The sequence below is a fragment of the Mesorhizobium sp. M5C.F.Ca.IN.020.32.2.1 genome (genome assembly GCF_004023105.1).
GTDB lineage: Bacteria > Pseudomonadota > Alphaproteobacteria > Rhizobiales > Rhizobiaceae > Mesorhizobium > Mesorhizobium wenxiniae.
The window spans coordinates 1-5,324 of the sequence record NZ_RZSX01000428.1 but is presented as its reverse complement, the minus strand read 5'-3'; the positions used below and the strand labels follow the sequence as shown (position 1 = coordinate 5,324).

Here is a 5,324-nt window from a genome sequence, read left to right as displayed (position 1 = left end):
GCCTACGACCTCGTCCGGCAAAGGATCGTCAGAAACCAGGAAATCCATTCGCTCGGTGGCGCCCGCATCGTCGGCGAGCGGCTGGTTGAGCGAGCTATCCGGTGCCGAAAGGCGGGAGTCCATCATCGCCACGTCGGCCTCCGAGACGCCGAGCGCCACCGACACCTCGCGGTAGAGCGAGGTATTCGAGATCGGCTCGGCGCCGTTCGCCAAGCGGGCGCGCAGGCGCCGCAAATTGAAGAACAGCGCCTTTTGCGCCGAACTGGTGCCGCCACGCACGATCGACCAGTTGCGCAGGATATAGTCCTGCATCGAGGCGCGGATCCACCACGTCGCATAGGTCGAAAACCGCACTTCGCGCTCCGGTTCGAAACGGGCCGCTGCCTCCAGCAGGCCGACATGGCCTTCCTGGACCAGGTCGCCGAGCGGCAGACCGTAGTGGCGGAATTTCGAGGCCATGGAAATGACCAGCCGCATATGCGCCATGGCGATTTGGTGCAGCGCCTGCTGGTCGTTGTCTTGCTTCCAGCGCAGCGCGAGAAGATGCTCCTCGTCGCGCTCGAGATAGGGGGCTTTCATCGCCGCGCGGACCATGGTTCGCCCTGCCATATCTTCCATCATGCCACGCTCCCTGTTCCGGGCGTTGCGGTGCGATCGCTCGACCCTGAGCTGGCATCGTGGTTGAATTGGCGACGCCGCGCCCTACAACAGCCAAGAACGTGCCACGCGGGTGAATGGTTCCGCCGCTGATGTCGCGTGGATTGCACTGGCGAAAGCTCGTTGCGGCGGTCGCTACGCGGTCGGTTGGCGTGACTCGATATCGTTTTGAGAATTGGATTTCAAAAGCATCTTATTTTTGAAATCCGGTTCCTTATTTCGCCAGCCTGCATCTGTCAGTTTCCGGCGCTCAACAAATGCGCCGGACGCCGGTCAAGGACGGGATCACAGAAAAATGAAATGGCTCAAATCGCTTATCGTCGCCGGAACACTGCAGGTTTTGGCCGTCACATCAGGCCATGCCGGCGCAAATCTCGATCAGATCAAGCAGGTCGGCGTCCTTAAGGTCGGCACCGAAGGCACCTATGCCCCCTTCACCTATCATGATGCCTCGGGTGCATTGGTCGGCTTCGACGTCGAGATAGCCCAGGCGATTGCCGAGCGCCTCGGCGTCAAGGCCGAATTCCTCGAAGGCAAATGGGACGGGCTGATCGCCGGCCTCGACGCCAAGCGTTATGACGCCGTCATCAATCAGGTCGGCATCACCGAGGCGCGCAAGGCCAAGTATGATTTCTCCGATCCCTACGTCGCTTCCAAAGCGGTGCTGATCGTGCGCGGCGACAATACCGATATCAAGAGCTTTGCCGACCTCAAGGGCAAGAAGGCGGCGCAGTCGCTGACTTCGAATTTCGGCAAACTCGCCGAAACGAACGGCGCCGAGCTCGTCGGCACCGATGGTTTCGACCAATCGATCCAGCTGCTTCTTACCGGCCGCGCCGACGCCACCATCAACGACAGCCTGTCCTTCCTCGATTTCAAGAAGCAAAAGCCCGACGCCAATGTGAAGATCGCCGCGCAGGAAGAAAACGCCGACTATTCCGGCGTCATCGTGCGCAAGGGCGATCCGGAACTGGTCGCCGCCATCAATCAGGCACTGGCCGACATCAAGGCCGACGGCACCTACCAGAAGATCGCCGACACCTATTTCGGCCAGGACGTTTCGAAGTAAGCGCATTGCACGGAGCGGGCCGGTTGCCGGCCCGCATGGCAAGCATCGCGGCGAGCCGTCTTTGACGGCCGCCGCTTTTCGCGTGATATGACGATCGTACGGTCGCGCCTCGATGCTGCCGGGCCGCTTTTTTTGGGCGGCAATCTCGCAAGGAGGGTTTTCGTGCCGCACTGGCTGCAATTGATGCTGGACTCATTGCCGACGCTGCTATGGGCCGCGCTGATCTTCACCGTTCCGCTAACGCTCCTGTCGTTCGCATTCGGTCTCTTCGTAGGGCTGGTTGCGGCGCTTGTCCGGCTGTTCGGCCCGAAGCCGCTGGTCGCCGTGGTCCGCTTCTACGTCTGGATCTTCCGTGGCACGCCACTTCTGGTGCAGCTCTTCCTGATCTTCTACGGCCTGCCCTCGGTCGGCATCCTGCTCGACGCTTTTTCAGCCGCGTTGATCGGCTTCACGCTCAACATCGGCGCCTATACGTCGGAAATCATCCGCGCTGTCATAGGCTCGGTGCCGAAGGGGCAGTGGGAGGCGGCCTACTCGATCGGCATGACCTGGAGCCAGGCGATGCGGCGCACCATACTGCCGCAGGCCGGCCGCGTCGCGGTGCCACCGCTGTCCAACACCTTCATCTCGCTGGTCAAGGATACATCGCTGGCCGCCGCCATCACCGTGCCGGAAATGTTCCAGGCGGCGCAGCGGATCGTCGCCACCTCCTATGAGCCGCTGATCCTCTATATTGAGGCGGCGGCCCTGTATCTGGCGCTGAGCTCGGTGCTGTCGGCATTGCAGACGCGCTTGGAAAAGCGACTTAACCGCTATGGCGGCTTCCTGGAGGCGCGTTCATGATCGGCCTCACCGACATCGAGAAGCGCTTCGGCGACAACCTCGTGCTGAAGGGCGTGACCGTCACCATCGAGGAAGGCAGCGTCACAGCCCTTGTCGGTCCCTCGGGCGGCGGGAAAAGCACGCTTCTGCGCTGTATCAACCTGCTTGAGATCCCGACTTCGGGCACGGTGCGCATCGGCGACGACGCGCTCGAATTCCACCCCGGCGGCAAGGTTTCCGCAACGGCCATCCGGCGCCTGCGGCTGCAGACGGGCATGGTGTTCCAGAATTTCCAGCTGTTCCCACACCGCACCGCGATCGAGAATGTCATGGAGGGGCTGGTGACGGTGCTGAAATGGCCGACGACGAGGGCGCGCGAGCGGGGGCTCGCTCTGCTCGAAAAGGTCGGGATGGCGCATAAGACCGATGCCTGGCCGGCGACGCTGTCAGGCGGCCAGCAGCAACGCGTTGCGATCGCCCGGGCGCTGGCGCCATCGCCGAAAGTGCTGTTGTGCGACGAGCCGACCTCGGCGCTCGATCCGGAACTGGCGCAGGAGGTGGTCGACGTGCTCAGCCAGCTCGCCCGCGAGGGGACCACCATGGTGATCGCGACGCACGACCTGCGCCTCGCATCGAAAATCGCGCAGGAGGTGGTGTTCCTCGACGCCGGCAGCGTCGTCGAGAAAGGCCCCGCCGCTGTCCTGTTCAGCAATCCGGAGCGCCAGCGAACCAGGCGGTTCATCGCGACACTGAAGCAGGAGGCAGAGAAGGAAGGAGGCGGCGAAGGTTAATGCATGTCGCCTAAAAGTTCGTAGCGGTTTGGGATAACGACATGCATACAAAGAAAAACCCGGCGCGAGGCCGGGTTTTCCAATTCGAGGGCGAGAAGCGCTCAGGCAGCTTCTTCTTGCTCGGCTTCTTCGTTGTCGGCCTTGGCGCCGCGTTTCGGACCCTTGTTGAGGTTCACCTCGATGAGGCGCACCGCCTCGGTTTCCGACATGCGGTTGACGGCCGCGATCTCGCGCGCCATGCGGTCGAGTGCCGCCTCATAAAGCTGGCGCTCGGAATAGGACTGCTCCGGCTGGTTGTCGGCGCGGTAGAGGTCGCGCACCACTTCCGAGATCGAGATCAGGTCGCCGGAATTGATCTTCGCATCATATTCCTGAGCCCGGCGCGACCACATGGTGCGCTTGACGCGGGCGCGGCCCTGCACGACCTTCAGCGCGCGATCGACATAATCCTCTTCCGACAGCTTGCGCATGCCGATGGAGGTCGCCTTGGCAACCGGAACCTTCAGACGCATCTTGTCCTTCTGGAAGTCGATGACGAACAGTTCCAGCTTGTGGCCCGCAACTTCCTGCTCGTCGATCGAGACGATCTGGCCGACGCCATGCGCCGGATAGACGATGTACTCGCCGGTCTTAAAACCGTGACGCGCTGCGCTGGACTTCTTCTGCGGGGTGATTGTTGCCATTACGCCATGAACTCCTTGGTGTGGTACCGGCATTCTGCCGGCCGAACTCGCGCGATCGGGTAACCGATCGTTAGCCGCACAACTACGAAACCACCGGAAAAGCCGAGGTCGGCAAGCCGCACAATTGCGACTGCCTGCCCCAGATCACTCTGGTCCGGATTGAGAAATTCACCTTTCAGTGATTTGGGGCGTTTGCGCCATAAATCGACGTTGTGTCACCGGCATGTTTGGCTGATATAGCACAAAAAGTCGGAAGAATCAAGGTTTTGCTGCACGCGCGAAGGTCAAGCGCGATCTCCGCTATCAAGGCAGTTAATGTGCGGTGCCTATTACGCCGCGTCATGCCGATCAAATCGGCGTCGCCGTTACAGCGCCACGCGCCCGTTTTGGACGTGCACGGGACGCTGTGACAGTTTTGATCTTGCGCATGATACTTTTCGAAAATCGATTCCGATTTTCGGAGTCAGGCGCTAGTCGCCCTCGCCGGGCTCGGGGGAGAAATACTTCTCGAACTTGCCGGCCTCGCCATCGAAGGATTTGGCGTCGGCCGGAGGCTCCTTCTTGGCGGTGATGTTGGGCCATTTATCGGCATATTCGGTGTTGATCTGCAGCCATTTGTCGAGCCCCGGCTCGGTGTCAGGCTTGATCGCGTCGGCCGGGCATTCCGGTTCGCAGACGCCACAGTCGATGCACTCGTCGGGATGGATGACGAGCATGTTCTCGCCCTCATAGAAACAGTCGACCGGACAGACCTCGATGCAGTCCATGTATTTGCATTTTATGCAATTATCGGTCACGACATAGGTCATCAGTCGGCTCCGGGACGTCACGTTTTATCAGAGCGAGGTGCGTCCAATCGGACGCACAAATGCACGCTCCAACGCTTTGAATTCACGCATCGTGTTCCCCAATGCGGTAGGCTTTTTTGGTGAGGTAACGTCTTTGCCCGCCGCTTGCAAGAGCAGCCATTGCGCGCGATACCGGCGTTTCCGGAATGGAATTCCAGACGGCCATGCGACGAAAGCCAGTTATGCGTCAGTCACCGCCGAGCAGCCGGTCGGTCTCCCGGCGTTCCTTCTTGGTGGGGCGGCCGCTGCCGGCATCGCGCAGTGCGGGAATCGCATCGGGAACGGCCTCGCCTTTTGGCACCGGCGGTGGCGACATATCCTCATAGAGCAAGCGCGCTTCCTCTGCGGGGCCGCGCCGGCTTCCCGTGCCGAGCACCTTCCAGACGAAGATGCGCCGCTCGAGAGTGATGGTCAGGACGTCGCCGGCGCGGACCAGATCGGAGGCCTGCGCTGC

At 61.3% G+C, this 5,324-nt stretch carries 7 protein-coding genes; 3 read left to right on the top strand and 4 right to left on the bottom strand.

Features of this window, described 5'->3' with window-relative positions:
- The coding region (locus tag EOA86_RS20715; RefSeq protein WP_128343346.1) for an RNA polymerase factor sigma-32 at positions 1-621 on the bottom strand (621 nt) is incomplete at its 3' end.
- A gap of 331 nt (positions 622-952) precedes the next feature.
- Here EOA86_RS20715 and EOA86_RS20710 point away from each other — a divergent pair.
- From EOA86_RS20710 to EOA86_RS20700, 3 genes are all read left to right on the top strand, one after another.
- Positions 953-1,726, top strand: a complete 774-nt coding sequence (locus EOA86_RS20710; protein WP_128343344.1) for an amino acid ABC transporter substrate-binding protein — start codon at positions 953-955, stop codon at positions 1,724-1,726.
- A gap of 162 nt (positions 1,727-1,888) precedes the next feature.
- Positions 1,889-2,569, top strand: coding sequence for an amino acid ABC transporter permease (locus EOA86_RS20705; protein ID WP_128343342.1), 681 nt, complete (start codon positions 1,889-1,891; stop codon positions 2,567-2,569).
- Positions 2,566-3,339 carry an amino acid ABC transporter ATP-binding protein gene (locus tag EOA86_RS20700; protein WP_127212161.1) on the top strand — a complete coding sequence of 258 codons (774 nt, stop codon included), beginning with the start codon at positions 2,566-2,568 and terminating at the stop codon, positions 3,337-3,339. The genes EOA86_RS20705 and EOA86_RS20700 overlap by 4 nt, the downstream gene beginning before the upstream one ends.
- 101 nt (positions 3,340-3,440) lie before the next feature.
- Here EOA86_RS20700 and EOA86_RS20695 read toward each other — a convergent pair whose 3' ends face one another.
- The 3 genes from EOA86_RS20695 to EOA86_RS20685 all read right to left on the bottom strand — a co-directional run.
- Positions 3,441-4,022, bottom strand: a complete 582-nt coding sequence (locus tag EOA86_RS20695) for a CarD family transcriptional regulator (protein WP_027152934.1) — start codon at positions 4,020-4,022, stop codon at positions 3,441-3,443.
- Positions 4,023-4,492: 470 nt separating this feature from the next.
- Positions 4,493-4,831, bottom strand: coding sequence for a ferredoxin FdxA (fdxA, locus tag EOA86_RS20690; RefSeq protein WP_023762879.1), 339 nt, complete (start codon positions 4,829-4,831; stop codon positions 4,493-4,495).
- A gap of 226 nt (positions 4,832-5,057) precedes the next feature.
- Positions 5,058-5,324 (bottom strand): RNA-binding S4 domain-containing protein (locus EOA86_RS20685; protein WP_128343340.1); only part of this gene is annotated, 267 nt, incomplete at its 5' end.

Excerpts from the sequence above, each read along its gene's own strand:
- EOA86_RS20710 (WP_128343344.1), top strand. The coding sequence starts at position 953 with ATGAAATGGCTCAAATCGCTTATCGTCGCCGGAACACTGCAGGTTTTG.
- EOA86_RS20700 (WP_127212161.1), top strand. The coding sequence starts at position 2,566 with ATGATCGGCCTCACCGACATCGAGAAGCGCTTCGGCGACAACCTCGTG.
- EOA86_RS20695 (WP_027152934.1), bottom strand. The coding sequence starts at position 4,022 with ATGGCAACAATCACCCCGCAGAAGAAGTCCAGCGCAGCGCGTCACGGT.
- fdxA (WP_023762879.1), bottom strand. The coding sequence starts at position 4,831 with ATGACCTATGTCGTGACCGATAATTGCATAAAATGCAAATACATGGAC.